The 26,957-nt window shown below is 64.4% G+C and carries 23 protein-coding genes; 12 read left to right on the top strand and 11 right to left on the bottom strand.

Annotated features, from left to right (window positions below; all coding sequences use genetic code 11):
• Positions 1-225: 225 nt before the first annotated feature.
• From ACQY4S_RS27500 to mtnA, 3 genes are read left to right on the top strand one after another with little or no spacing between them, the layout of a single operon-like run.
• Positions 226-657, top strand: coding sequence for a DUF983 domain-containing protein (locus ACQY4S_RS27500; RefSeq protein ID WP_428488363.1), 432 nt, complete (start codon positions 226-228; stop codon positions 655-657).
• Positions 654-1,154 (top strand): UPF0262 family protein, encoded by a 501-nt coding sequence (locus ACQY4S_RS27495; protein WP_428488362.1) that lies wholly within the window; start codon positions 654-656, stop codon positions 1,152-1,154. Before ACQY4S_RS27500 ends, ACQY4S_RS27495 begins: the two co-directional genes overlap by 4 nt.
• A gap of 10 nt (positions 1,155-1,164) precedes the next feature.
• Entirely contained in the window at positions 1,165-2,289 is a 1,125-nt protein-coding gene (gene mtnA, locus ACQY4S_RS27490; protein WP_428488361.1) for an S-methyl-5-thioribose-1-phosphate isomerase, read from the top strand.
• Positions 2,290-2,371: 82 nt separating this feature from the next.
• Here the strand turns inward: mtnA and ACQY4S_RS27485 are convergent, their stop codons facing one another.
• On the bottom strand, positions 2,372-3,454 hold the full coding sequence (locus ACQY4S_RS27485; RefSeq protein ID WP_428488360.1) for a 2OG-Fe(II) oxygenase family protein: 1,083 nt from the start codon (positions 3,452-3,454) through the stop codon (positions 2,372-2,374).
• Positions 3,455-3,470: 16 nt separating this feature from the next.
• Positions 3,471-5,678: an HAD-IIIC family phosphatase gene (locus ACQY4S_RS27480; protein WP_428488359.1), complete on the bottom strand. Its 2,208-nt coding sequence runs from the start codon at positions 5,676-5,678 to the stop codon at positions 3,471-3,473.
• Between the two features lie 304 nt (positions 5,679-5,982).
• Here ACQY4S_RS27480 and ACQY4S_RS27475 point away from each other — a divergent pair, with 304 nt between their 5' ends.
• On the top strand, positions 5,983-6,804 hold the full coding sequence (locus ACQY4S_RS27475) for a DUF2272 domain-containing protein (RefSeq protein WP_428488358.1): 822 nt from the start codon (positions 5,983-5,985) through the stop codon (positions 6,802-6,804).
• 256 nt (positions 6,805-7,060) lie between these two features.
• Here ACQY4S_RS27475 and ACQY4S_RS27470 read toward each other — a convergent pair whose 3' ends face one another.
• Positions 7,061-7,936, bottom strand: a complete 876-nt coding sequence (locus ACQY4S_RS27470; protein ID WP_428488357.1) for an SDR family oxidoreductase — start codon at positions 7,934-7,936, stop codon at positions 7,061-7,063.
• Between the two features lie 65 nt (positions 7,937-8,001).
• On the bottom strand, positions 8,002-8,883 hold the full coding sequence (locus tag ACQY4S_RS27465; RefSeq protein WP_428488356.1) for an NmrA family NAD(P)-binding protein: 882 nt from the start codon (positions 8,881-8,883) through the stop codon (positions 8,002-8,004).
• Between the two features lie 91 nt (positions 8,884-8,974).
• Here ACQY4S_RS27465 and ACQY4S_RS27460 point away from each other — a divergent pair, with 91 nt between their 5' ends.
• Complete coding sequence (locus tag ACQY4S_RS27460) at positions 8,975-9,880, top strand: LysR substrate-binding domain-containing protein (protein ID WP_428488355.1); 906 nt, start codon at positions 8,975-8,977, stop codon at positions 9,878-9,880.
• A gap of 237 nt (positions 9,881-10,117) precedes the next feature.
• Here the strand turns inward: ACQY4S_RS27460 and ACQY4S_RS27455 are convergent, their stop codons facing one another.
• Positions 10,118-10,528, bottom strand: a complete 411-nt coding sequence (locus tag ACQY4S_RS27455; protein WP_428488354.1) for a rhodanese-like domain-containing protein — start codon at positions 10,526-10,528, stop codon at positions 10,118-10,120.
• A gap of 32 nt (positions 10,529-10,560) precedes the next feature.
• Between ACQY4S_RS27455 and ACQY4S_RS27450 the strand changes: the two genes are divergently transcribed.
• Positions 10,561-11,580 carry a cysteine synthase A gene (locus ACQY4S_RS27450; RefSeq protein WP_428488353.1) on the top strand — a complete coding sequence of 340 codons (1,020 nt, stop codon included), beginning with the start codon at positions 10,561-10,563 and terminating at the stop codon, positions 11,578-11,580.
• Between the two features lie 188 nt (positions 11,581-11,768).
• On the opposite strand, the gene ACQY4S_RS27445 is transcribed toward ACQY4S_RS27450, so the two are convergent.
• The 3 genes from ACQY4S_RS27445 to ACQY4S_RS27435 are packed head-to-tail and all read right to left on the bottom strand — an operon-like array spanning position 11,769 to position 16,101.
• Entirely contained in the window at positions 11,769-14,039 is a 2,271-nt protein-coding gene (locus ACQY4S_RS27445; protein ID WP_428488352.1) for a xanthine dehydrogenase family protein molybdopterin-binding subunit, read from the bottom strand.
• 8 nt (positions 14,040-14,047) lie between these two features.
• A complete protein-coding gene (locus ACQY4S_RS27440) occupies positions 14,048-15,445 on the bottom strand; it encodes an MFS transporter (RefSeq protein WP_428488351.1) in 1,398 nt (465 codons plus the stop codon).
• Positions 15,433-16,101, bottom strand: a complete 669-nt coding sequence (locus ACQY4S_RS27435) for a GntR family transcriptional regulator (RefSeq protein ID WP_428488350.1) — start codon at positions 16,099-16,101, stop codon at positions 15,433-15,435. The genes ACQY4S_RS27440 and ACQY4S_RS27435 overlap by 13 nt, the downstream gene beginning before the upstream one ends.
• 73 nt (positions 16,102-16,174) lie before the next feature.
• Here ACQY4S_RS27435 and ACQY4S_RS27430 point away from each other — a divergent pair, with 73 nt between their 5' ends.
• The 5 genes from ACQY4S_RS27430 (at position 16,175) to ACQY4S_RS27410 (ending at position 22,597) form a co-directional block, all read left to right on the top strand.
• Positions 16,175-16,963: an alpha/beta fold hydrolase gene (locus ACQY4S_RS27430; RefSeq protein ID WP_428488349.1), complete on the top strand. Its 789-nt coding sequence runs from the start codon at positions 16,175-16,177 to the stop codon at positions 16,961-16,963.
• A gap of 217 nt (positions 16,964-17,180) precedes the next feature.
• Positions 17,181-18,962, top strand: a complete 1,782-nt coding sequence (locus ACQY4S_RS27425; RefSeq protein WP_428488348.1) for a glycoside hydrolase family 15 protein — start codon at positions 17,181-17,183, stop codon at positions 18,960-18,962.
• Positions 18,963-19,292: 330 nt separating this feature from the next.
• Positions 19,293-20,654, top strand: coding sequence for an O-antigen ligase family protein (locus ACQY4S_RS27420; protein WP_428488347.1), 1,362 nt, complete (start codon positions 19,293-19,295; stop codon positions 20,652-20,654).
• 33 nt (positions 20,655-20,687) lie between these two features.
• A complete protein-coding gene (locus ACQY4S_RS27415; RefSeq protein ID WP_428488346.1) occupies positions 20,688-21,650 on the top strand; it encodes a YncE family protein in 963 nt (320 codons plus the stop codon).
• A complete protein-coding gene (locus tag ACQY4S_RS27410) occupies positions 21,650-22,597 on the top strand; it encodes a sterol desaturase family protein (protein ID WP_428488345.1) in 948 nt (315 codons plus the stop codon). Before ACQY4S_RS27415 ends, ACQY4S_RS27410 begins: the two co-directional genes overlap by 1 nt.
• Before the next feature lie 36 nt (positions 22,598-22,633).
• Here ACQY4S_RS27410 and ACQY4S_RS27405 read toward each other — a convergent pair whose 3' ends face one another.
• Positions 22,634-23,671: a TRAP transporter substrate-binding protein gene (locus ACQY4S_RS27405; protein ID WP_428488344.1), complete on the bottom strand. Its 1,038-nt coding sequence runs from the start codon at positions 23,669-23,671 to the stop codon at positions 22,634-22,636.
• A 402-nt stretch (positions 23,672-24,073) separates the two neighbouring features.
• On the opposite strand from ACQY4S_RS27405, the gene ACQY4S_RS27400 reads away from it, so the two are divergent.
• Entirely contained in the window at positions 24,074-25,012 is a 939-nt protein-coding gene (locus ACQY4S_RS27400; RefSeq protein WP_428488343.1) for a DMT family transporter, read from the top strand.
• Between the two features lie 27 nt (positions 25,013-25,039).
• Here the strand turns inward: ACQY4S_RS27400 and ACQY4S_RS27395 are convergent, their stop codons facing one another.
• Together ACQY4S_RS27395 and ACQY4S_RS27390 are read right to left on the bottom strand one after the other, a co-directional pair.
• Positions 25,040-25,450: a GNAT family N-acetyltransferase gene (locus tag ACQY4S_RS27395; protein ID WP_428488342.1), complete on the bottom strand. Its 411-nt coding sequence runs from the start codon at positions 25,448-25,450 to the stop codon at positions 25,040-25,042.
• A 350-nt stretch (positions 25,451-25,800) separates the two neighbouring features.
• Complete coding sequence (locus tag ACQY4S_RS27390; protein WP_428484992.1) at positions 25,801-26,934, bottom strand: ISAs1 family transposase; 1,134 nt, start codon at positions 26,932-26,934, stop codon at positions 25,801-25,803.
• Positions 26,935-26,957 lie beyond the last annotated feature (23 nt).

Here is a 26,957-nt window from a genome sequence, read left to right as displayed (position 1 = left end):
GGATATGGTATTGCGGTGCAGCACGGCGTATCCTGATGCTGCGAACGGCAACTAATGTCCTGGGTCAGAATTTCGCCGTAGTGGGCGAACCCGAACCCCGGCCACTAATTCCTTGTTCGCAGTGGCCTGCTTATTCCCACCGTCCGTCACGAGATATGGCGAACTTCGGGGGCAGGCCACCAGTTGAATCGTGACGTTCGCCATGATGGCCTGAAGGACCCGCAGATGACCCCGACACGCTGGCCGGCCGAACTGCCCTCGACACCGCCGACCAAGACGCGATCCTGGCCGCATCCGCCAATGGCCACCGCCATTGGACGCGGCTTGCTGGGCCGCTGCCCGGCATGCGGCAAGGCGCACCTGTTCAACGGCTTTCTTCGCGTGGTTCCAGCCTGCGACAACTGTGGCGCGCCGCTCGGTTCGGCACGCGCCGACGATGCGCCGCCTTACATCACCATCCTGATCACGGGCCATGTCATCGTGCCGCTGCTGTATATGGTGGACCGCATGGACGAACCGCCGCTCTGGCTGATGTCGGTGATTTTCCTGCCGCTGACAGTCTTGCTGGCGCTAGGTTTGCTGCGGCCGGTCAAGGGCGGCACGGTGGGACTGATGCTGACGCTGAACATGCTGAAGACCGAGACCGACCCGGCATGACCGAGGCCACGACACGGGCCGCTCGCCTGGATCGTGTGATCCTGGATGGCGAGCAGCCCGCCAACCTGCCGCCGTTCATCGAAGCGGACCGGGAGCAGGCGGTCGCCGACCTTGCTGCCGCCAACCACTTCGCGCCGTTGATCGGCACTGACAAGCCAGGTCCGTATGCCCTGCATCTGTCGATTCTGGAAGGTCGGCTGATTTTCGACATCCGCGATGCCGCCGGTCAGCCGCTGACCGCCATAGGGCTGGCGCTGGGGCCGTTCCGGCGGCTGGTGAAGGACTACCAGTTGCTGGTGGACAGTCACATTAAGGCGGTCGAGGAAGGCCGTGAGGCCCGCATCCAGGCGATCGACATGGGTCGCCGCGGCCTGCATGACGAAGGTGCGGACCTGATGACGCAGCGGCTGGCCGGCAAGATCGACATAGATTTTGACACCGCCCGCCGCCTGTTTACCTTGGTATGCGTACTGGCGCAGCGGATCTCCGCCCGATGAGCATCAGGCCATGAAAATAAACGGCACCGCCTATCGCAGCGTCTGGGTTGACACCGAAGACAGCTGGTCGGTTCACATCCTCGACCAGACGAAGCTGCCCTGGTCGCTGGATGTCGTGCGGCTGGTGACGCGGGATCAGGCGGCCCACGCGATCAGTTCCATGCAGGCGCGCGGTGCGCCGCTGATCGGTGCCGTCGCCGCCTATGCGCTGTGCCTGGCGCTGCGGAATGATGCCTCGACCGAGGCGATGGAGCGGGACGCCGAGCTGATCGGCGCGACCCGGCCGACGGCGGTCAACCTGCGCTGGGCGCTGGAGCGGATGCTGACCCGCTTGCGCAACACCCTGCCATCCGAACGCGTCGCCGTCGCCTATGAAGAAGCCGCGCTGATCGCCGATGAGGATGTGGCGCGGAACGAGGCGATTGGCCGGCATGGGCTGCCGCTGATCCAGGCGGCGGCGCGGCAGCCGCGTTGCATGGGGCGTCCCCTGGGGCGTCCCCTGGGGCATGCGGTGAACGTGCTGACGCACTGCAATGCCGGCTGGCTTGCCACGGTGGACTGGGGCACCGCGCTGGCGCCGATCTACGCCGCGTTCAATGCCGGGATCGATCTGCACGTCTGGGTGGACGAGACGCGGCCGCGCAACCAGGGTGCGGCGCTGACCGCGTGGGAACTCGGCAAGCACGGTGTCCCGCATACCGTGGTGGCGGACAATGCCGGCGGCCACTTCATGCAGCACGGCATGGTCGATCTGGTCATTGTCGGCGCCGACCGGGTCACCCGCACCGGCGATGCGGCCAACAAGATCGGCACCTACCTGAAGGCCCTGGCGGCGCGGGACAACGATGTGCCGTTCTGGGTGGCGATGCCGTCCTCCACCATCGACTGGACCGTGTCCGACGGCGTGGCGGAAATCCCGATCGAGCAACGCGCCGCCGCCGAGGTCACCGACATGACCGGCCAGATGGCGGACGGAACGATCGCCACGATGCGCGTCGTCGCCACCGACAGCCGCGCCGCCAACCCCGCCTTCGACGTCACCCCGGCTCGGCTGGTGACCGGGCTGATCACCGAGCGAGGGTGCTGCGCGGCCTCCGCCGAAGGGCTGCTGGCGCTGTTTCCGGAACGGCGTTAGAGCGGTTTCCGATCAGGTTGCACCAGTTCGTCATGGCCAGGCGACCGAGCACGTAAGGGACACTGCACTAGCCGAGCCAGCCTCAGCCAGCCGATGTCCGGGCAGTGTAAGCCTGACGGCGGACTTCGGCCGCCGCGCTGTGAAAGAACGTCAGCAGCACGTAGCGGCAACCCCTGACGACCGGTGCTGCCTCGTGCAGGATTGCTGTGGAAAAGATCACGCCGCCACCGGTCGGTGGGCGGTAGTGATGATCATTGTATTCAGGAAACAACAGGTGGCCGCCGGCATAATCTTCGGTGTTGAGGTTGAGCGACAGTGCGAACTCCCGAAACGCGACGTTCTCGGCCACGTTGTCGCGGTGGCGGCGGAACCAGCCGCCCTTGTCGTCGTAGCGTGAGATCAGGATGCGGTCGGTATGTGAAACATGCACCTGGAAAGCCTTGGCGATCTCCGGGACGCAGCGGCGCAGCAAGGTATCCCGCAGCATCCCATGCAGTTCTTCGTCCGGCGCGATCATCATGTCACGCCGGTGCTTCTTCTTGTGATCGATCACGCTGCGCACGATGCCGTCGGCATCAATCCGCGCCACCTCGCCATCGATGGTGGGGCTGTTCTCGAACCGCTCGATCAGGGATCGGCAGACATCGCGCGGCAGAAGGTTCGGAAGCACGATGGTCGGCGCCGGCTGAGCTGCATGAGAGGACGAGTCGTGCGACATCTGGTCCAGGCTGTCGAGGCAGGTTTTGATGGCATCCGATTGCTGTGCCGGCAGCAGCAGACGCAATGCCACGCGCAGGTTGCGGTCCAGCGCCAGCACCAGGCCGTCGCGCGGGCCGACGCCACAGCGGTCGAGGAAGCCGCCGCAGTCCACTGTCCGAAGCGGGGGTCCATCGCCTTGAAACAGCCGCCGCGGATTGTCGTCCACCACCAGCAGCACGTCGGCGTTGCGGGCGGAAAACGTCGCCAGGGACGCAGCAAAGTCGCCGAAAAGCGCTGTCAGCTTCGGCACCGCATCGGCACCCGCTAGGATCAGGATCACAGGCCGGCCATACTGCTCTTCAAACGAGTAGAATTTCCCTTCGGTTGTCATGCCGTAGCAGCCAGGCGGCCGATCGCCCGGCAATACGTCATGCGCCGAGGTTGACCGGTGAAGTGTCGCACTCATGCAACTGGTTTCCTTTTCATGGGACCGCTGGCGCCATGTCCGGAACAAGTCTGTCGGCGATCTTGAACATTGTTTCGATTGAGTCGGTCAACTCCGGCAGCGACAGGGCCATCGCCCAGCAGCCTTGCCCACAATCGGTGAAGCCATTGTCCGCATAAAGATGCCGGACCGGGATGTTTCGGTCAGTCGCCAGGATGCGGCCGAGGAGTTCCGGCACCTGGCCTCTGGCGCTGTCGATTATCGCGGCCAGCAGCGCACGCTCGCCGTCGAGGCCGATGACACGGCAGCTCAGCACGAAGTTCAGGATCTCGCCGGCCACGACGACCGCGGCACCCACCAGGCCATGATCCGCCAGACGGTCGCGCATGCGCAGGATGAACACCTTGCCTTCGCCGCTGTCGATCAGCCGCCGCAGTTCCGCCAGCGCGAAAGCGCGGCCGGTCGCGTTGAACTGCGTCGTGCGGGCGATCAGTTCCCTGATGCGGTCCAGCACCACCGGCGTCGCCGTTTCAACGGCCAATTGTTCGACGGTCGAGACAACCGCGAGCGAGGCGACGAAGCTGCTCTCATCCACGAGGCTGGCCCGCAGCTTGGAACGATCGAGTTGCGCCTTGACCAGTTCGCTGCGCTGGGCGGCTTCCTCGGTCAGCCGCGACGGCTGAAGCCGCGGATCGGTCAGCAGGATTCGGCGCAGCGCGAACAGGTCCTCGCCCAGCACCGCGACATCCGGCAGGGTCTGGCGGATGCGCTCCCGCTCCCGCGCGCTGTCATCGACGAACAGGAAGTCGTCCAGCGGGAAGCCAAGTTCCTCGGCGATGGAGCGGATGTTTTCCGCCTTGTCCCGCCAGTTGATACGCGAACTGACGAAATGGTTGGGCCGCAACAGCCGGTGGCGCGGATCGTGCTGCTGATACTGCCAGAGCGCCCGCACCGTCGCCTCGTCATTCTTGCTGACGCAGGCCAGCAGGATGCCGCGACGGCGCAGCATGCGCAGGGCCTCATGGATGCCGAAGTACAGCCCGACGTAGGAATTCGGGCCGCCGATCTCCGGTGTCCAGGCAAACGGGCTGCCGGTTTCCGCCAGCACCCCGGGCCATAGCACGCCATCCAGATCGACGATGACGCATTTCTTTCGTTCCAGGGCGAGCGCGATCGACAGCGTGTCCATGTGGACGCGCGCCATGACCGCTTCCCGGCGATAGGGATCGCCGCCGACATGGTCCGCCAGCGGCTGCATGTCCGGGAACTGGTGGTGAACCGCGGCAAGCTCATTGGCGGGGCGTTGCAGCATCCAGCCGGCGGAACCGAAATGGGTGAATGACACCAGGCCATCGTCCAGCAGGGTTGCGCTGCCCGCGGCGCCGAGTGCCGCCGCGACATCGACCAGGTGGACATCGGGAAAGGTCTCGGCGCATTGCGCCAGTGCCAGGTTGGTGCGGCGGAAGCGGTTGCGGTGGCTGTGGATGCCGCGATCGGCGTAACCCAGCGGCTGAACCGTCGGCTCAGGCAGGCCGTCGATCAGGATTGGCGCGGCGGTGATCGCGCGCAGCTTCTTCAGTAGGGTCTCGACGGCCTCGACATAGACCCTGGCGGGATCGCCGTTGTGATGCTCCGGATCGCCCAGAACGATGGCGTGCCTGGCTTGCAGGGCGCCAATGATGATGGCGTCGTGCCGCCGTTCGCGGGCCAGTTCGATGTCGCTGGCGAAAGACGCGGCGGCACGAAGGTCGACGCCGCGACGTGCCGCCTCACGCCGCAGGAAGTCCGCTTCCATCTGCACATCGCAGTCGCCCAGCAGCAGCACGTCGAGCCGTCGCCGCAAGCCGGTCGCACCGGCGAGGGCATGCGGCGCCTCGACCGCCCAGTATGGATGCGCACCTTCCATGTGCGAGCGGCGATAGCGGTCGAGTTCCGCCGTCGGATCGCGGCCATGCACGCCGGTCATCACACGCGTGGTTGCCTGATGCTCCTGTTCGGCTGTCAGGTCGCTCAGGATGCCGCGTTCCAGCAGCATGAGAGCGCAGGCCCGGACCGTCGCTGGGTCGGAGCCCAGGGCCTCGGCGAGTTCGGACAGTGCGGTCTCCAGTTCAACCGGCTGATCGAACCAGCGGATCAGCCGAACCACATCGGACGTGACGGTGACCCGCATCTGTGTGACGGCATGAATTGCCAGCGTGCTGGCGCCAGCAAGATCGAGCAGGTGGACGAAGGCGGATCGGCGCATGATCATCAGCAGGAACTTTTTTCCGACGGCATGAAGACGGCAAGCCTGTGCCGGTTGTCGCATGCGTTTATTACTACTTCATTAACGGATTATGCGGCCGTTCAGGCGATCGTTCTGTCATAGACCGGCAATAACGGAGCATGACGAACCGGTTGATCTGATTCACGTCTCGTGGCGGGTCCGCGTTTGCCATGACGTGGAAATGAAGGTGCGCCATTGTCGACGATTTGATATCTCTTCACCGAAACATTCTTTTGGGCGGTTTGCAAGGCTTGATCCGCCAGCGGATAAAGGGAAGCTCTCAATGAGTCGGGTCAACGCCAAGGCAATACGCTGGCTGCTCATTCCGCTGCTGTTCGTGCTAACCGCCTGCATGGGAAGACCAATGCCTGACGCCCACGTGCCACCCTTCGCCAAGGTTCCGTTCGAGCCGTTTTCCCGGGACGCCGTGGTCGCCATCGCGCTGCGGGAGTGGCGGCTGTTCGGACAGAACCGGGCCGACCCGGACGTGGATGCCAGCCGAACGATCAAGCCGGAACGGCAGGAAGGCCTGTGGCAGCGGGTCGGCGAATACTGGTGGTTCGGCTTGAACGCCGAATCGGCCGAAAGCGGCTGGACCGGCAAGCATGATGGCCAGGGCATGGTGTTTCCACCGGATCAGGACGGCGACTACGCGTGGTCGGCGGCTTTCGTTTCTTATGTTATGCGCATTGCCGGGGCAGGGCGGCGTTTCCCCTATTCCGCCGACCATGCCGACTATATCAACGCGGCTCGGCGGGTTTCCCTGGGGCAGACGACGGAATGGCTGGTGGCGACCGAACGCGTGCAAGACTACGCGCCGCGGCCTGGTGATCTGATCTGTTTCGGCCGCGGTTCGGCTCGCGGCCTGCGCTATGAGGATCTGCCGACGCCCGGCCTGTTCACCTCGCACTGCGATATCGTGGTGGATACGATGGTTCCGGGGCAGATCGCGGTGATTGGCGGCAATGTGGAGGACTCGGTGACGATGAATAGCGTTCCGGTGACGAATGATGGAAAGCTGGCGACGCCGGAGGGGATTGTCCTGGATACGCGCTTCCCCTGGATGGCAGTGCTGCGGCTGACGGTTGATGCGCCCGTGGCATGAGTGGCCCAACGATGATCATCCCATCGCTGCGGGCCGGACTATCAGGTCGGGCAGGAGCCCGAATGCTACCGGATGAAGCCCGTAGTACCCATTCGCATTTTTGGGCGCGGCTTTGACGCTTCTCCGAAACGTCGGACCGAAAGGCATAACCCCCGCCCGGGCAGCTCATCGACATCCGTGGTCGAAGGCTACATTTGCTCTGTGCAGGGAAGGTCCGGAAGATCCATCGCGAATGGACCTTCCGGAGCCAACTGCGTCAGGAACGCCACTGCGCCGCTGTTTCCTTGGCGAAGGCACGATATGTGCGTAGCGGCCGCTCAAGCATCGCTGTCAGGCGTTCGATGGCTCCCGGCATCGGCAACACCCCAATCTTCTGCCAGCCGTCAAACATGAGCGTGACGTCAAGAGCCATCGCGGACGGCATATGCGCGCGGCTCTGCTGTTCGAAGACATCCAGGTCGCCGCCGCCATAGCCGATCGGCTTGCCAAGCACATCCGTCCAGATCGCGGTAATGCTGTTGGCGGTCAGGATCTCGGGACCCGATATGTCTATGAGGTCGCGCGGCAGCCTCTGCGTGGCGCGGTCACGCTTCAGCAGTTCAAGCGCCGCGACATCCGCGATGTCGCGGATGTCGACCATCGCGGCGCCGGTGTTGCCGATGGGCATCGCGTAGACGCCTTTGCCGAGAAGCGCCTCCTTGATCATCGCGTCGTTCTGGAAAAAGTAGTTCGGACGCAGGATGGTCGCAGGCAGATCCAATTTCTCGATCATCCGCTCGCCAGCATACTTCGCAGCCGCATGCGGCACGTCCACGAGTGCATCCGCGTTGGCCATCGAGAAATAGACGATGCCCTTCAATCCAGCATCCGACGCGAGCCGCAAAGTCAGCAGCGCTCGCGTCAGTTCATCGGCGACGACGGGGTTGAGGAGGAACAGCGTGTCGACGCCCCGCAACGCGGCTCTAATCGTCTCAGGGTCCAGCACATCGCCTTTGACCGCCCGCACCCCAGGTGGCAGTTGCGCCTTTTCCGGATGCTGAGTCAGCACGACGATTTCGGCGCCGTGCTCGGCCAGCTTGCTGACCACCAAGCTTCCGATTTGCCCGGTACCGCCGACAACGAGAATTGTCATCCAGCCTTCCTCCGTTTTGTGTGTAAAGTGTTACTTCGGTTTTCCGAAGTCCGGGCTTGGAACCCTCAGGCGATCGTGGTCGGCGTTCCGTCCATCAGGTCGGCAAAGAACTCATGCATCGAGCGGGGCTCGCGGCCGAGGATCGTTCGCAGCGTGAACGGGTTACCGAGCAGCCCGTGCTGGTCATAGTGGGCGTACATTGCGCCGAGCTGGCGCTTCTGCTCGGCGTTGTAGGGGAGATGGGCCTTTGCCACCCATTCCTCGAAGCTGGGTGCCGCGGCCTTGATCGTCCGCCCCGATACCTGGCTGGCGGTCGCAGCCACCTGCTCGCGGTTCTGTCCGCCGTCGGCACTCAGCTCAAACGTCCCGTTGAGCAGCAGGTCCTCTGTCAGGGCGATTGCCGCCACCTCGGCGACATCGCGGTAGTCGACCCGCGCGATCCGGGCGGTCGAGGAGAACGGTTCGGCCAATACGCCGCTCTTGATCACGGTCGGCCAGGCGGCGGCCAGGTTCTGATAAAGCACCGCCGGGCGGAGCAGGGTGCATTCCAGACCCGACCTGAACAGGGCATCCTCGATCGGCCTCTTCGATGAATGATTCCGCAGCTCAAGCGAGGGATGGATGATCGTGGAGAACACGATCCGGCTCACGCCCGCCCGTTTGGCCGCTTCCACGAAGCCGATGCCCATCGCTGCCTCGTCGTCCTGGAAGACGGGTGAGATATAGAACGCGCGTTCCACGCCTTTGAGTGCTTCCTCCACGCTTGCCCTGTCTCGTAGGTCGCCGAGGACGATCTCGCCGGCACCGTTGCCGCGCGCCGTGACGGCCTGTTCCGGCGTGCGAACAAGCCCGCGTGGCCGAACGCCCCGCCTGGCAAGCGCCGGCACGACCAGCCCGGCGAAGCGACCGGCTGCGCCAACAACGAAAGTGTTGATAGCTTCAGGCATATTGATCTCCGGTTTGCTGAGATTGATGTAAACCGGACCGCGACTGCTTAAAGTAGTGATTATTAATGACACTCGTGAATGGAGGTCTCGAATGGATCGCCTGATCGCGATGGAGAGCTACGTCCGGACTGTGGAGCGAGGCAGCTTTGCTGCCGCGGCCGCTGACCAAGGGCTGTCGCCCAGCATGATCGGCAACCATGTGCGCTACCTTGAGGCAAGGCTCGGCGCGCTGCTGCTCAACCGGACAACCAGGCAGCAGAGCGTCACCGAATTCGGCCGCGCCTACTACGAGCAGTGCCGGCGCATCCTGCTCGATATCGAGATCGCCGAAGGGGCCGCCGACCTGATGCAGTCCAAGCCGCGTGGCCTATTGCGCGTCACCACGTCAATGACGCTCGGCACGACCGTCATGCCTGGCATGATTGCCGCGTATTTGCGCCGCCATTCGGAAGTGCAGGTCGATCTCGTGCTACAGGACCAACGTCTTGACCTGCTTGCCGACGAACTCGACGTCGCGGTCCGGGCTGGCACGTTGCCAGACTCAGGCCTGATTGCCCGGGCCTTGCCGCCGCTGCGGCTGGTCGCATGTGCCTCGCCGTCGTATCTACGTTCGCATGGGCATCCGCGCACGCCGGCAGAGCTGCAAACCCACAATTGCCTTGATTTTACCTATGCCGGCGAGCCGCGGGTGTGGCGTTTCGCCGGTCCGGAGGGCGACGTCGCGATCCAGGTCGGCGGGAGCCTGCGCGTCAACAATGGACAGGCCCTTCGCGCCGCCGCGCTGGAGCATTTGGGCATCATCCTGCAGCCCGAAATCCTGGTTGCCGACGACATCGCGTCCGGGCGTCTGATCCACCTGCTGGCCGACCAAGCCACGCCATCCTTGCCACTTCATCTGCTGACCCTGCCGGATCGGCACCCATCCCCCAAGCTGCGCAACTTCATTGATCTCGTCCTGGAGATGTTCAGATCCGTCGGTTCAACCAAGGAAATCTGAGAATGGTGGAGCTGAACCGGGTCTCAAGCTCTCGCTGCAGCTGCGATAACTTGATGCCATACGATGAGTAGCCTGGCTTCATGACGGCTCGAAAAGTCGCCCTGGCCAAAGCCCCTGGCATGCTCGGAACCACCAACATGGTCCAACGCCAGGGGGCCGTTCATTTCAGCGCCACTCGATCCATTGACTTCTCTGGTCTGTTTCACTGTATCCGTTCCGGCCACCGCCACGTCCCGCCTACCGCTGCAACCAAGGCAACCCATCGGCCTTCCAGCCAGCGGTGCTGCCGCGATGGCTATCGGCGTCAACCGGACCCTCGAACCCGTCCGCCACGTTGAACACATGCGGGAAGCCGGCGGCCCGCGCGGCCTGGGCCGCGGCCATGCTGCGGGCGCCGCTGCGACAGATGAAGTAGATGTGGCTATCGGCGGTCAGGCCGGCCTGCTTCAGGTTGTCCTCGAACGAGGCGTTCCGCTGCATCGACGGATAAACCTGCCATGGGATCAGCCGCACCTGCTTCGCGGCCACCTCCAGGTCGGGGACGCCGACGAAGTTCCACTCCACATCGGTGCGGACGTCGACAAGCTGTGCCTCTGGATTTGCCTTCAGGGCTTCCCAGGTCTGGGTTGGGGGGACATTCTCGACCATACTGCACGCTCCGCTGGGGAAAGAGGGGATTAATGACCGCCTTATATCATCGTGCCAACTGGCAGGAAGACCTGGCTCAGGCGATTGGCAACACGCCGCTGATCAAGCTGAAACGCGCGTCGGAGGCAACCGGCTGCACCATCCTGGGCAAGGCGGAGTTCATGAACCCCGGCGGATCGGTCAAGGACCGCGCCGGCCTGGCGATCATTCGTGATGCCGAGGAACGTGGCACCTTGCGGGACGGCGGCACCATCGTGGAAGGCACCGCCGGCAACACCGGCATCGGCCTGACCCTGGTCGGCAACGCCCGCGGCTACCGCAGCGTGATCGTGATGCCGGAAACCCAGAGCCAGGAGAAGATCGACTTCCTGCGGATGATCGGCGCCGATCTGCGCCTGGTGCCAGCGAAGCCGTATCGCGACCCCGGCAACTACGTCCACCTGTCTCGCCGGCTGGCCGAGGAGATGGCGGAGCAGACCGGCAACGCGATCTGGGCCAACCAGTTCGACAACCTGGCGAACCGGGAAGGCCATCGCACCGGCACCGGCGCGGAAATCTGGGAACAGACCGGCGGCCAGATCAACGCCTTCACCTGCGCCTGTGGCACCGGCGGCACGCTGGCAGGAGTCTCCCTGGCGCTGAAGGCGCATAACCCTGGCATTCACATCGTGCTGGCGGACCCGCTCGGCAGCGGTCTGTACGGCTGGGTGAAGCACAACGACCTGACGATCGAGGGATCATCGATCACCGAGGGCATCGGCCAATCCCGCGTGCCCGATAATCTGGATGGCGTGCAGATCGATGACGCCGAACGCATTCCCGACGCCGAAGCGCTGGAGCAGATTTTCGAGGTGTTAATCCATGAAGGGCTGTCGGTCGGCACCTCCGCCGGGATCAATATCGCCGCGGCGATCCGGGTGGCGCGTTCGATGGGGCCGGGCCATACCGTGGTGACGATCCTGTGCGATGGCGGATCACGCTACCAGTCGAAGCTGTTCAACCCAGACTTCCTGCGGAGCAAGGGCCTGCCGGTGCCGGGGTGGATGGGGTAAGGCCAGGGCTCCGCCCTGGACCCGCAAAGGGGCTGATGCCCCTTTGATCCCCGTCCAGGGGTTTGGGGGGAGAGGGGGCGACCGAGGCGATTGCGACGACTGAGTAGCCCCCTCTCCCCCCAAACCCCTAAATGGGTTCCAAGGGCGTCAGCCCTTAGCGGGGTCGAGGGGCGGAGCCCTCGCCTTACTTACCCCACCATCGCCCGCCACAGGCGCTGCGCGGTGAACGGCATCGCCGGCAAATCCCGTCCGCCAAGCGCATCCGCCACGGCGTTCGTCACGGCGCATAACGCGCCCGTCGTCCCGGCCTCGCCGATGCCCTTCACACCCAGCGGATTGAACGGCGACGGCGTATTGCATTCCAGCACCCGGTAGTCGGGAAAGTCATTGGCGCGGGGCAGCGCGTAATCCATCAGGCTGGCGGCGAAGGGCTGGCCGGATGCCGGATCGATCACCGCCTCCTCCCCCAAGACCTCACCCACGCCTTGCGCGATGCCGCCCTGGATCTGCGCCTGCGCCGCCTGGGGGTCGATGGTCACGCCGGCATCGTCCACCGCCAGATAGCGGGTCAGCACCGCCACCCCGGTATCCCGATCGATGACGACCTCGGCGACATGACAGCCAGAGGCGAAGGCGTTTGACGGCGCCACCTTGCCGATCTCTGTCAACGGTTCGGTCAGCAGGTCGATCAGCCGGCAGACGGCGCTGCCATCGACACGCAGCACGCATTCATCCGCCAAGTGCAGATCGTCCGGCGCGCAATTGGCGCGCAGCCCGGCCATCGAGAGCAACCGGTCCGCGATCGCGTCGGCGGCTCGCGCGACCGCGCTGCCCGCGGCGATCGTGCTGCGCGAGGCATAAGACCCTGCCCCCGACAACGCGGTGCCCGGATCACTGGCGAGCAGTTCGACGGCTGCTTCCGGCAGCCCCAGCCGCGCCGAGGCGATGTTGGCAAAGGTCCGGGCATGCGACTGCCCGGTGCTCGCCGTCACGGTCTCGACCAGCAGCACGGCGCGATCATCGACGGCCGACAGCGTCAGGCTGGCCTCGTCCGGCGCGCCGCCACCGCCGGAGACTTCGATGAACAGCGCTGTCCCTCGCCCCAGCACCGCGCCTTGGGCCGCCGCCGCGGCCCGTCGGGTCTCGAAATTGTCCCAGTCCGAGGCCGCCCGAGCGGTCCGCATCAACCGGGGAAAGTCGCCACTGTCGTAGCGGGCGCCGCTGGGCAGGGTCCAGGGGAAGGCGCCGGGGGGGATGGCGTTGCGCTCGCGCAGCAGGAACGGGTCCAGCGCCAGCCGCTGACGGGCCTTGTCCACCAGGCGCTCGACCAGCAGGGCCATTTCGGGACGGCCGGCGCCGCGGTATGGGCCGGTTGGGACGGCATGCGTGAGCAGCATCCTGAATACGGCATGGGCGGCCGGGATGGCGTAGCAGCCGGTCAGCGATTGCAGCGGGTTGTTGACGGCGGCGAACGCCGCGACCGGCGAGATATAGGCGCCCAGGTCGGCATCATACGCCATCGACAGCGCGGTGAAGTTGCCGGCGGCATCCAGTGCCAACCGCCCGCGCACCCGCACGCCGCGACCCTGGATGTCGGTCAGGAACGACTCGCTGCGGGTGCCATGCCAAACTACGGGGCGATTGGTCAGCCGAGCGGCGAGGAGGATGGCGGCGTATTCGGGATAGGCGATGTTGCGGGGACCGAAGCCGCCGCCAACCTCGCCTGGCAGGATGCGGAAGCGGGTGCCAGGCAGGCCGAAGACGGCGGCGAAGTCGCGGCGCATCTCGTTGATGCCCTGGTGCGGGGCGCGGATGTCATAGGTGGCGGTGGCGGCGTCCCAGCGCGCGGCGGCGGCACGGGGCTCCAGCGTGACCGGGGCAAGCCGAGGGAACGTGATCTCGGTTTCGACCACCAGGGCGGCCGACCGCATCGCCGCCGCCACCGCATCGGCATTGCCGGACTGGTGGCGCAGCACGACGTTGCCGGGCGCGGCCGGATGAACCGTGGGCGCGCCATCCGCCAGGGCTTCGACGATCCCGACCACGGCGGGCAGTGCGGCATAGTCCACCCGCACGGCCTCCGCCGCGTCCATCGCCTGCGTCTGGGTCTCGGCGATGACGCAGGCCACGGCTTCGCCGGGATGGCGGACGATGTCGTGCGCCAGCACCGGACGGTGCGGGATGATCAGGTCTTTGCCGATACGGTCGATAACGGGGAAATTGCCGAGGTCGGCGTCCAGGCAATCCTGTCCGGTCAGCACCCGCACGACGCCGGCCATTCCCGCGGCTTCGGATGTGTCGATCGCCTCGATGCGGGCATGTGCGTGGGGACTTCGCACAAACACGGCATGCGCGGCACCGGCGAATTGCTCATCCGCCGTGTAGCGCCCCTGCCCGACCAACTTGCGGCGCCGTTCCGTCTCGGCCTGCGGCTGACGTTCGAAGGTGATGCTGTCCATTCGTGGTCCTATCGGGCGGCGGCGGAGGCGGGATCGGGCAGTTCATCCGGCTGGCTGGCCAGTTCTTCCAAGCTGCGTTGCCGCGGCTCGATGCCAAGTCCCAGCACCGTGACGATCAGCACGGCCAGCAGGCCGATCATCATCGCGAGTACGCCAACGATGCCGTAGTTGGTGAACAGGCTGACAACGATGAACGGGGTCAGGATGGTCGCGCCGCGGCCAAAGGTGTTGCAGATGCCGGCGGCGCGCAGGCGTACCTCGGTGGGGAACAGCTCGGGGATATAGATGCCGAACAGCAGCGCCACCAGGACGTAGATCGGAATGGTCAACGCCAGGCCGACGATCGGCAGCAGCGCGGGATCATGGATGAAGGGGTAGATCGCGCCGAAGATGATCGCCAGGGCGGCGGCGCCCACCAAGGTCGGCTTGCGGCCCCAGCGATCCGCCGTCAGCGCACCGATGGTGGCGCCGACCGGGGCACCAAGCGACATGATCAGGGTAAAATTGAAACTGGTGGCGATCGACAGCCCCTGCTTGACGAAGAACGCCGGCAGCCAGGTGATGAAGCCGTAGATCAGCGTGTTGATGACAATCAGCGCAATACACCCCAGCACCATGCGCGCCAGCAGCGGCGGCGCGAACAAGGTGCTCAACGCGCGCGAAGGCGGTGCGGCCGCGCTGGCCAGGACGGGCGATTCCGGCATGGGCGGTTTCGGCAGGGGCGGATTGAGGCCGGGCGCGGCCTCGGCTTCGATCCGTCGCAGCAGCGTCTCGGCTTCGGCGAACCGGCCGACCGACTCCAGCCAGCGCGGGCTTTCCGGCAATGACTTGCGGATATACCAGACGACCAGCGCCCCGATGCCCCCGAGGACGAACATGCTGCGCCAGCCGAATGCCGGGATCATCACCGTGCTGATCAGCACCGCGATCGGCAGGCCGGTGACCACGACCACCGCCAGGAAGCCCAGCCAGCGGCCGCGGTCGCGGGCGGGGGCGAATTCCGTCAGGGTGGCGTAGCCGACGACGTTCTCCGCCCCTAGGCCGATGCCCATCAGGAAGCGCAGCCCGATCAGCACGGTCATGTTGGGCGCGAACGCCGCCGCCAGGGAGGCCAGGCCGAACAGCGCCAGGTTCGCCTGATAGGTAAAGCGCCGGCCGAAGCGATCGCCCAGGAAGCCGGTGAAGAAACTGCCCAGCATCATGCCGACGAAGGTCATCGACACGAACGACGCGTTCTGACCCATGGTCGAGAAGCCGGTGTGCAGCGTTGTCCCCAGCACGGTGCCGGCGATGTAGATGTCGAAACCGTCAAAGAACATGCCGATCGCGACCAGGACGAACACCCGGCGGTGAAAGGCGGAGACCGGCAGCCGGTCCAGTCTGGGGCCTGCGTTCACGGCGGACATGGGGACTTCCTCTGGTTGGTCGGGTCGATCATCCGGCGCAGCCCGGCCAGGACGCGGGCAAGGGCGTCGGCGATGTGCTGACGGCACAGGGTCTCGGCTAGGGCAGCATTGCGTGCCTGGATCGCATCGACGATGGCGGCGTGTTCGGCGACCAGCCGACTGGCGTCCTCGTCGCGCAACAGGCGCAGGCTGGTGCGCACCAGCCGGTCCGACTGTTCCACCAGATCGCGCGCCACCGCCGCCATCCGCCGGTTGCCCGACAAGTCCGCGACGGCGGCGTGAAATGCCCGGTTGTGGCGGATGAACGCGCCCTGCGTGTTTGGGTCAAGGGTGAGAACACGGAATGGGTCCAAGACTTGCTGTTCGGCGGAACCGGCCAGCGCGGCGGCGGCGGCGCAGGCCGGCTCGATCACCAGCCGCAGGCCGAAGATGTCTTGCGCGTCCTGGATGGAGATCTGGTTTACGCGGTAGCCCTGCCGGGGCAGGACGGTCACCAGGTTCTCACCGGCCAACCGCAGCAGGGCATCGCGGACCGGGGAGCGGCTGACGGTGAAGCGGGCGGCGAGATCCTGTTCCCGCAGATCCTGTCCGGGCATCAGGTCGCAGGTCAGGATGGCGACGCGCAGCGCGTCATAGACATTTTCGCGTAGCAGCATGACCTGGTCGCCTCCTGTGACGGAAGATGCGGCTCGTGATATATCACGTCAAGACAGGTATGGGATGTATGCAATGGACCGGATGTTCGCGGACGGGACGATCGAGGCCCTGGTGGCCGGTGAGGGGCCGCCGCTGGTGCTGCTGCACTCGCTGCTGGCGGACCGGTCGAGTTTTGATCGGGTGGTCGCACCGTTGGCCGCGCGGTTCAGGGTCATGCTGCCGGCGCTGCCGGGATTTGGCCGGTCGGTCGCGGTGGCGGACGGGCTGGCTGCCGTCGCGGATCGGGTGGCGGCGGCGATACGCGACTTCTCCGGCGGGCGGGCGGTGCGGCTGCTGGGGAACGGCTACGGCGGGTTCGTCGCCTTGCAGGCGGTGATCCGCCATCCGGCGGTGGCGGAGCAACTGGTGCTGGCGGATGCCGGGGCGGCGTTTTCCGAGCCGGGACGAGAGGCGTTTCGCGGCATGGCGCGGGCGGCGGCGAACGGGCTGGGGACGATCGCCGATACCGCGATGCGCCGGCTGTTCGCGCCGGACTTCCATGCCGACAACCCGGTGCTGGTGGCGGAACGGCGGGCGCGCTTTCTGCAATCCAATCCGGCGGTGATCATCGCGGCTTGCGAGGCGCTTGCCACGATGGACCTGCGGCCGGCGCTGGCTGGGGTGCGGCTGCCAATGCTGGCACTGGTGGGATCACAGGACGAGGCAACACCGCCCGCCATGTCGCATGAGGTCGCGGCGGGATTGCCGGATGCCCGTCTGGCGGTGCTGGATGGATGCGCGCATGTGCCGCAGTTGCAGGCGCCCGAGCGGTTCCTGGCGGCGGTGGTGCCGTTTCTGCTGGAGCGGACGAACACGGCCTGATCTCACGCCAGCCGCGGCCCCTTCCCGTCGCAACAAGCCGCCCGCCGCACCCTGTGGAACCGACACCCGTAAAGATCGTTGTCTATCGGCATTCGGGAGGCGTCAGCGTGGGGAAGGTCATCTTTGTTGTCGAAGCGGATACCGGCACCGGCCGAGCAAGCATTGGTGATCCCGCTTGCGGCGGGCTTGATGTTGCTTTCCGCCAATGGTGCCACGGGTGAGCAAGCCGCTCGAGGATTATGGCCTGATCGGCGACGGTGAAACCGCCGCCCTCGTCGACCGGGAGGGCTCGATCGACTGGCTCTGCTGGCCCCGGTTCGATAGCGATGCGTGTTTCGCCGCCTTGCTGGGCAATCCGGAACATGGAAGCTGGCTGATCGGCTTGGCGGACGACACGGCGCCGGCCAGCGCCCACACCCGACGCTATCAGCCGAACACCATGGTCATGGAAACCGATCTCGTCACGGCGGAAGGCACGGTTCGCCTGATCGACTTCATGCCGATCCGTGAGGACGCCGCGGCACTGGTGCGTATCGTGCATGGTGTTCAAGGCACCTGCCGCCTGCGAATGGACCTGCGATTGCGCTTCGACTACGGCATGATGCTGCCGTGGATCGACCCGGTCGACGGCGGCTTTGTCGCGACGGTCGGGCCGGACAGGGTTGTCCTGCATGCGCCGGTTCCGATCCGTTCGGACGGCCACCGCGTGCAGGCGGAGTTCACTGTCAGCGCGGGCCAGCGGCTTGCCTTTGTCCTGCGCCATCACGCACCAAGCCAGCCGGTGCCTCCGCCGCTCGATGCCGAGGCCGCGCTGGCGCGGACACAAGCGTTCTGGCGGGATTGGATCGGCCGCTTTGACGACAGCAAGACGCGCTGGCCGGATGCGGTTCGCCGTTCACTGCTTACGCTCAAGGCGATGATCTACCGGCCGACCGGTGGCCTGGTGGCGGCGCCGACGACATCGCTGCCGGAAGCGCCAGGCGGCACCAAGAACTGGGATTACCGCTACTGCTGGCTGCGCGACTCGACGTTCACCCTCGGCGCCTTGGTCAATGCCGGGTACCACGAGGAAGCGCGGGCGTGGCGTGACTGGCTGCTACGCGCGATCGGCGGCTCGCCTGGGAAGATGCGCATCATGTACCGGATCGATGGCAGCCGACATCTCGACGAGTGGTCCGTGGCCGGTCTTCCCGGCTATCGGCATGCCGTTCCAGTGCGGATCGGCAATGCGGCTTCGACGCAGTTGCAGATCGATGTCTGGGGCGAGGTCCTCGACACGCTGCATCTTGCGGATCTGGCCGGGCTGCCGCAATCAAATCACGCCGATCGCGTGCGACGCGGGCTTGTCGAGCATCTGGCGGCGATCTGGGACCAGCCTGGGTCCGGCCTGTGGGAGTCGCGCAAGCAACCGCGGCATTACACCTATTCCCGGGTCATGGCATGGGTTGGGATCGACCGCTTCCTGCGTGCTCACGTCGCGGACGCCGGTGACGCGATGCTGCAACGGCTTGCCGCGCTTCGCAGCGAAATTCATCAGGAGGTCTGCCGCGAAGGCTGGAACGAGGGCCTGGGTAGTTTCACCCAATATTACGGTGGCCAGGAACTCGACGCCAGCCTGCTGCTGCTGCCGTTGGTCGGCTTTCTGCCGGCCAATGACCCCCGCGTGTCCAGCACCATTGCCATGATCGGGCAGGCGTTGACCGAGGACGGGCTTGTCCGGCGGACACCGCATAGTGGGGATGAAAGCCCGGAAGGCACTTTCCTGGCTTGCTCATGCTGGATGGCGGACTGCCTGAACCTGCAAGGGAAGACAAAGCAGGCGGTCGCGCAATACGAACGTGTTCTGGCGGTCCGCAACGGACTTGGACTTCTGTCGGAAGAATACAACGTCCCGGGACGCCACCTGGCAGGCAATTTTCCGCAAGCCCTGACGCATCTTGCCGTCGTGAACACCGGCCTTGGTCTTTCGGGGCCGATCCTGATCCGCGGCGGCGGATAGGGCCCAGGTTTTTCCGGCTAGAGCGGTTTTCCGATAAAGTTGCACCAGTTCGTCATGGACAGCGACCGAGCGCGCGAGGGAGGGTTGTCCCGGCCATCCGCTGCCAGCCGTTGGTGCGAAGATGGCTGGGACAAGCCCGGCCATGACGGATTCAAAACGGAGCAACCTGATTGGAAACTGCTCCAACATCATAACTAAAATATTATTAGTGTCTAACGATTGAATGTGGCCATCCGCCGATGCGGCGACATGGCACGCATCAGGGTGCCCCCAACGGCCCGCGTGTCGCGGCGTCAACTTTTTCTTAACCTTCGCGCTGCATGCTCAAGCATGATGCGCGTCATCCCGCACCACCCTGACAGGACCATCCTGGGCCTTGCGACCCTTCTGCTGGCCACCGCGCTGGCGGCTGGGCTGTATGCGGCGCCGCTGTTCTGGCTCGCCATGGCTGCCAGCGTTGCGGTCGGGACTGGCTTTCTGGCTTACCGTCAGCCCACGGCGTTCTGCGTTGCCTGGCTGCTGATCACGAGCGCGAGCCTGGAGATGACGCTGAACGACCTGGTCGGCACCGAGATGTACCAGCTCACGATTGCTCTGGTAAAAGGCATGGAGATCGCCCTCGCCGCCCTCTGCGCGCTGCGATACGGCCTGCGAGGCGACGCGTTCAGCCCGATCTGGGCCTATCTGGCGATGCTGGCAACCGGCTTGGTGCATGGCCTGTATCCCGGTCTGACCACAGCCGACAGTCTCAGATCGCTGATCGGATCCGCCGCGCCATTCGCCTTCTGCTTCTGCCGCCTGCCACCATCCTGGCCGCGGGCGATGATCACCGCGACGAAGTGGTGTCCGGCGCTGGTCGTGCTGGCCTGTGTGCCGCTCGACCTGAGCGGCATCAGGCCGCTGTTCGTGGACAGCGGCGGCGCGCGTCTGGCCGGGCTGGGACATCCGGCCTTCCTGGCAGGCGTGTGCCTGCCGGCGATTTATGCCTGCCTGATCCAGCTTTACCGGCAGGGGCGCCGCGGCGATCTTTGGCTGCTGGCTGGCAACCTGCTGATCCTGGTACTGACCGGCGCCCGCGCACCCCTGGCCTACGCCGTCGCCGTCACCGGGATCAGCCTGGTCTCCATCCGTTCGGCTGTCTTTCCGCCAACCCAACGGCTGCTGCTGGTGCTGGCCGCCGGGGCCGCGTTACCGGTGCTGGTGCTGCTCGCCGGCAATTTTTCCGAAATCCGGCTGTTCAACGTCGTTGCCAATGAGGCCGCCAATCTGAGCGGCCGCGACCTGCTCTGGCCGGCGTTCGAGGCGGCCGCGGCGAAGTCCCCCTGGTTCGGCTGGGGCATCGGCGCTGGCAACCTGGTGATCCCGCCTAGCGGCCAGATCGCCCAGACACTGCACACCTGGGCCGCGCACAATGAATATCTGCGCATGCAGGTCGAGGGAGGGCAGCTCGGCAGGACACTGCTGATTGTGCTGTTCGCGAGCTGGATCCTGGTCCATACGCGGTATCTACCCGCCGCCGATCGGCGGATCATGCGGCTGGTGTTCGTGGCATTCGCCTGCCACGCGTTCACCGACAACGTGCTGATTTCTACGCCGGCCTGTGTGCTGTTCGCCTTCGCCATCGCGGTGTTCGCCCGTGGTGAGGCAGCATCGGACCGATTGACCTTGCCCGATTCCGCTCAGGTGGCGTAGGGAACGGCGCCATCCTGCCGGAGCATCCTGGCCATGCGGCGCATCGTTGTCCTGATTTCTCTTGTCGTCCTCGGCTTTGCGTCTCCGGCCTGGGCCGGCGGCATTGCTTTCGTGCTCAATTCCGGTGGCGCATCAATCAGCGTGATCAACATGGCGACGCAGCGGGAAGTGCGCCGCATCCCGACATTGCGGGAGCCGCATCACCTGAGCCTCAGCCCGGACGGCAAGAGCCTGCTGGTCGGCGACACGGCGGGCAACCAGATGATGTTCCTTGATCCGAACACCGGTGAGGTGCAGCGGCGGATGCTGGTGGCCGATCCGTATCAGCTAGGTTTCAGTCCAGACGGCAAGTTCCTGGTGGTGAACGGCCTGGCGCGCAATCAGGTGGATGTCTATGACGCCGGCAGCATGAAGCTGCTAAAGCGCTTTCCGGTTGTGGCAACGCCGAGCCATCTGGCGTTCGCGCCGGATTCCGCGACAGTGTTCGTGAGTTTGCAGGACAGCGACAAGCTGGCGGCGTTCGATTTGCGGACCCTGACGAGGAAGTGGACCGTGCCAGTTGGCCGGACGCCGGCCGGCGTGATGTGGCTGAATGGCCACGTGCTGGTGGCCGACATGGGCACCGATTACATCGCCGTTGTCGATCCGGCCAGCGGCCGTGTTCTGCAGCATGTCCCGACCGGCAAGGGTGCGCATAACCTGTTCCTCTCGCCTGACCGGAAGATCCTGTGGGTCAACAACCGGGCGGGCGGCACCACCGTGTCGCTGGATGCGGCGACGCTGAAACCGATCCGGGTCTATGCGATCCCCGGCGGCCCGGACGACATGGACTTCGCCCCCGGCGGGAAAATCTGGATTACCCGGCGCTGGGCAGAAAAGGTCGCGGTGCTGGATCCGGCGAGCGGGTCGTATGAAACGATCGAGGTCGGGCGCTCGCCGCACGGGATCTTCCTTAATCCGAAGGCACCGACGCCGACGGTGGTGTCCAGCCGCTGATGGGCGATCCCTTCGACCTTGCCGCGGGATGGCTGCAGGAGCACGCGCTGATCCCGGCGCTGTATCAGTTCGGACTGATGAACTGGGAGGATGTGTCGTACGGCTGGGTCCTGTTCGCGCTATATGGCGCGGCGCAGGTGATGGTGACCTTCGCGGTCTGCCTGCCGCTGGAGCGCTGGCGCCCGGTCGAGCACTGGCCCGACGGCAGCGCCGTCTGGGTCGACGTCGCCTATACCGTGCTGTCGCGCGTCGGCATCCTGCCGCTGGTGACGTATGTGCTGTTCTATCGCGCCCAGGTGGCGGTCGGCGGCTGGCTGGCCGATCGGGACCTGGTGTCGCCGACAATCGAGGGAATAGTTCCGTTCCTGCTGGGTCGGCCGGTGCTGACCTTCGTGCTGTATGCGATCATTCTGGATTTCGCCGACTACTGGCGGCACCGGCTGTCGCACCGGTTCCGCTGGTGGTGGGCGCTGCACGCGCTGCACCACGCGCAGCGGCAGATGACGTTCTGGTCGGATGACCGGAACCACCTGCTGGACGATTTGCTCTCGTTTGTCTGGTTTGGGTTCATCGCGCTGCTGATCGGTGTGCCGCCGCTGCAGTTCCCGCTGCTCGTGCTCGTCCTGCGGTTCCTTGAATCCCTGTCCCACGCCAATGTTCGGCTGTCCTTCGGCTGGCTGGGGGAGCGTCTGCTGATTTCGCCGCGGTTTCATCGGGCGCATCATGGGGTGCTGGCGGCCGGGCAGCGAAGCCGCAATTACGGCGCGGTGCTGCCGTGGTGGGACATGATATTCGGAACAGCGGATTTTTCCCGCGCCTACGTGCGCACCGGGGATCCATCGGGGGAGGAGGCGCTGGCAACCGGAAGCTACTGGCAGCAGCAATGGGCGGGACTGCGGCGGTTCGGACGGACGTTCGGGCGGCAGCGGGTGCGCCTTGGGACATAAACCTGCAACGCCAGTCCAGGGGGGTTCGGTCGAACCCTATTCAGCGGACGCCTGAACCCCTAACGCCGTTGCCATGGTCTCATTCCAGGCGGCAACGCAATCGTTGCCGCAACGCTTAATCCATTTTGGCAGAATCGTGTCTACCAGGAGCTGGCTGCGCAGTGCGTTGTCCCCCGGTGTTATCGGCACGAGGTTCATGTGGAAGATCTTTCCGCCAACGCATGTGTCGGCGCCGATGTCGCAGGCCAGGCCGCTCGCGGTTTCCCGATCCGCGGCACTCCAGATCGTGCGTTCCAGATCGTGAATGCCACGTCTCAGCGGGTCTCGGACGTCCTGGGGAAGCTGCTCCCAGGCCAACTTGTTGGCACCGAAAAAGGACAGTCCCCAACTGATCGCCATCGGATAGATGTACGACGTGACCGCGGGCAGTCCGATTTCATTGCCGCTCATGGTGCCGGTGATGGCGCAGTCGACAACATGGTTCTCGACTGCCTTCACGATGTCCGAGAACGGCAGGACGATCGGCATCGCCCCCAGAGCCGACATCATCTCCGACTGGCCCACCGAGGATGTCCGTATTTTCCGGCCCGCGAGATCCTTCAGCGTCGTGAACCGCCTGGTGCAAAACAAGACCTGCGCCGGGTAGGCATACACGCCAAGCAGTTCAACCCCATATCTTTGCAACAGGATTTCATGCAGGTGGTCGCGATAGAGGCTTACGGTTCTTTGCAGAGAGGCCATGTCCGGATTAAGCGTCGCCAGATCGACGGCATTAAGCTCCGGTTCGTCCCCCGACACCTGAGCCAGCAGCGCCGTGCCGAACGGCACAACGCCGAGACGCATCAGTTGCAGCATTTCCTGTCCGGGTAGTCCGCTTTGATCGAACGGATGGATTTCGGCCTGGACGCGTCCCTGAGTGAGTTGCGGGACCGTCTTGAGCCAGAATGGCGCCTCGAACCTTGTGTACTGACTGACCCCGGCCAACCCGCCAACGATCTTAAGCTGAATGGGTGCATCGGCCGCATGGCTGTTCGCAACGAAGATTGAAACGATCAGCATCACGACCAGGGACATGGTCCGCCTCAACCATGCTCCGCCATGCATAATGTTACTAATGTGCCACATGTCGTGTTCACGTCCTTCTTCATGCAGCGGTTTTGCTTAAATGGGCAGTTCGACCATCTTCGCTTGTTAGTGAATTTCCCGTTGCGAGGCAAGAAAATCAGGCGTTTTACCGAGCGCTTTAGAACGACTGCAACGACAGGCTTTCGGTTCTTCATACCATCGATGTTGATGCGGCGAGGCATGGCTGGCGGACGTCAGGTTGATTACCATGGGGCAAAGCATGCGTCCGCATATGAATTAAAAAGATCCAAAGGTCTTTTTATTCATTAATTGATCAGTCCGATTATTCGCGATATTATTACCGACCATAAGCCAGGCAGTGATAGACGGCTATGACGCACCGGGGAATTCATGGATCGCGTGCCATTACAATGGGCGACTTGGCTTGGTTCGGTAATAAGTTTCTCGGTTTCAGCCGGCACAAGATCACGGCTGATCGGCTTTGTCTGCGTCATCGTCACGGCGTTCGGATGGGGGCTTAACTGGCCCGCCACGAAGTTCCTTTTGTCCGAATGCCCGCCCTTGTCGGCGCGCGGCGTGTCCGGCGCGGTTGCTGGCGCGGTCCTGTTCGCGCTTGCCTGGTGCCGCGGAGAAACCCTTCATGTGCCTCGTTCATCATGGCGACGACTGGCCGCCGCGGCCTTGATGAACGTCAGCGTATGGATGGGTTTCACGACGGCTTCCATGATCTGGCTGCCGGCAGGCCAGGCGGCGACACTTGCCTATACGATGCCGGTATGGGCGACGCTGCTTGCCTGGCCGATGCTCCACGAGCGCCCCACCCGCCGCCAGGCCGCGGCAAGTCTGCTCGGCATACTCGGCGTTGTCATTCTGGTCGGACGCGCCAGCCTTGATCTTGATGCCGCGCGGGCGCCCGGTGTTGTCCTGGCGCTCTCGGCCGCTCTGTTGTTTGCGTTCGGCACGGTGTTGTCCAAGCGGCAGCCGATCCCGCTCTCGCCAATCGCGTTGACGGCGTGGCAGGTCAGCATCGGCTGCCTGCCTCTCCTGGCTGGTGGTTTCCTGCTGGAAGACGCTCATTTCGCCGCCGTGTCCGCCATCGGCTGGATCGCGCTGAGCTACACGGCCATTATCTCGATGGGACTGTGCTACGTGTTGTGGTTCGCGGCGGTCAGACGCCTCAGGGCCTCCAGCGCCGCGGTCGGGACGCTTTTGACGCCGGTGGTGGGCGTAGTGGCATCTTCGATGACGCTTGGCGACCCGTTGACCGCAAGTCAGGCGGCCGCGCTTGGCCTCGTCGGGACTGCGATCGTACTGACCAGTCGGAGATGAACGAGGCGCCAGCGCAGCATCGTCGCCTCATGCCACGGCATCGATGTCCTCCCGCGCCAGTCGATAATATGTCCGCGGGAGCACGCGTGCCCCGCATGATTCATACATTTGCCTCGCCGCCGTGTTGTTGGTCTCCGTGGTCCAGTCGAGTGCGGAAAACCCCTCCGCGTAGGTTAGTTGCGCCGCTGCCCGGACAAGCGCCTGACCAACACCATACCTTCTCATGGATGCGGCAACATAGAGGTCGCGGATATAGAGCGCACGGCTCAACTCGAACGCCGGAAAGGTCACGTTCAGGACGATCGAACCAACAATGGCGTGGTCCGCGACGGCCAGCAGCACCCGCGGGTCAAATAATGAGCCCATCGGCTTGCATGCCAGCGTAGCGGCTTCGATCGCCTGCTGGCTCGTGACGGGACGCCCGTAATGGCGTTGCATCTCCGCTAATAAATCCGCAAGGTGTGTGACATCAAGCTGCGTCGGGCTGCGGACGGCAATGTCCGGTCGGTCCAAGGCGTCGGGGAACGCCAAGCTATCCGTGATCGCAGTCGTCATTCTACAAAGCCGCTTTGCTACAGAAACACCGATTGGTCATTCGCGTCATTTCAATTCACAATCTCAATTGTTAACCTCTGCGGCAATCATTTCAATCTTCAGAAATCCTGCGGCGAAACCGCTAATACGTTTCATTATACGCCACATGATATTATATTAAAGCAATAAATAATCCTGGCGTCGGAAAAAAGCAAGTGGCCAGGCCGATCAGCCAGGGGAATCGCTTGAGTGTCTCATGCGATGCGCCGGATGACGTTTTCCAGATAATCCTGATTCCAGCCGGCCTTTTTACGGCGGTTCTTAAAGCTGGTGACGGGTTTCGCCTGGTTCAGTAAATTCATGGCAGTATGTTTCACGACCGCCATGTTGGCAGGGCCATGAGCGGTGCGCAGGCGCGCCAAATCGTCGTGGAATACCACATCCAGCACCCAGTGCAGCCGGTTCTCAATGCCCCAGTGGCTCCGCACGACCCTGGCGAGGGTCTCGGCACTGAGTTTGGTTGAGCACAGGTAGTATCGGGTTTCTGTCTGGATAACGCCGCCCCGCTCGGTTTCGCTTTCGATCATGCCGATGGCGGTCAGGCCAGGGAATGCAAATTCGCCCGGATGACGCCGCTCGGCGAACAGCCAGTCGATGTCGTGGCAGATCGTATGGCGGCGGGTTTCGATCCGGCCATGGTCGCCATCGACGGTCTCGAAGCTTTGCAGCGTCAGCGTTGGTGGTGGATCGGCAAAGACGGTTTCCACTTCGGCATAGGTCGCTGGCCAGTTCTCCTTCAAGGCCAGCACGTAATCGCCACCACCCTCGATGATCGTCTGGGCAATCTCCTTCTGCGTGCCCATGGCATCGATGGTCACCAACGCGCCGGCCAGTTCCAGACGACGCAGCAGCACAGGAATGGCGGTGATCTCATTGGATTTCGCCGACACCGCCTCTTGTCCAAGGACCAATCGCTGACGCGTCGCCCAGGCGGACACCGTATGCAGCGGCAGACGCCCTTTGCCGCGGGCATGGCTGCGACGCGAGGTCTTGCCATCGATCGCGATAATCTCGGGCGTGTCAGTCCGCAACCCGTCTACCCAGGTCAGGAAACATGTCTTGAACAGCTCAGGATCAATCGCCGCGATCACGTCGCACAATGTGTCGTGGCTCGGGATGCCGTGCTTGAACGGCAGAAAACGGCGGAGGAAGCCCTGGCGTTCGCTGCCCCACAGGCTGATTTCGACAAAGTCGTCCGCACCGGCGATGGTCCCGCAGAGCATCAGCAACAGGATTTCCGGTAGAGGATATAGCACCTTCGTCGCTTGGCGCGGGTCCCGGAGGGCCGCGAAGTGGGACAAGAAGCAGGGCTGGCTTGGCATGGACATAGAGACCTCCTGATGAGAGGCTT

The sequence above is a fragment of the Rhodopila sp. genome, assembly GCF_965276935.1.
In the GTDB taxonomy this organism is placed as follows: Bacteria; Pseudomonadota; Alphaproteobacteria; order Acetobacterales; family Acetobacteraceae; genus Rhodopila.
The sequence above is the reverse complement of the archived record's forward strand: the minus strand, read 5'-3'. Positions and strand labels throughout refer to the sequence as shown.